1 protein-coding gene is annotated in these 438 nt (G+C 67.8%); it reads left to right on the top strand.

Annotated features, from left to right (window positions below; genetic code table 11):
- Positions 1-438: penicillin acylase family protein (locus tag RAD15_RS43940; RefSeq protein WP_458184883.1), on the top strand; the 438-nt coding region annotated here is incomplete at both ends.

Below are 438 nucleotides of genomic sequence, written 5' to 3'. Positions count from 1 at the left end.
CTCTTCGCTGACAGCAAGGGGGAGATCGCCTATCTCCACCCGCAATTCGTGCCGGTCCGTGACGACCGGTTCGATTACACCCGGGCGGTCGACGGCGCCGACCCCGCGACCGACTGGAAGGGCCTGCACGCCATCGCGACGCTGCCCAACGTGATCAACCCGCCGGTGGGCTGGGCGAAGAACACCAACGACTGGCCATGGCAGTCGGCCGGCCCCGACAGCCCAAAGGCGAAGGATTATCCGCGTTACATGGATCAGGCCGGCGCCAATGCGCGCGGCACCCATGCCGATCTGCTGCTCACCGGCAAGACCGGCTTCACTCCGGAAGGGCTGCGCGCGGCAGCCTATGACAGCTATCTCCCCGCCTTCGCGACGCTGATCCCGCAGCTCGTTTCGGCATGGGAAGCACTGCCGCCCGGCGATGCCCGCCGGGCGAAG

Source organism: Bradyrhizobium sp. 14AA, assembly GCF_054185205.1.
This window is presented reverse-complemented; position numbering and strand designations above follow the sequence as displayed.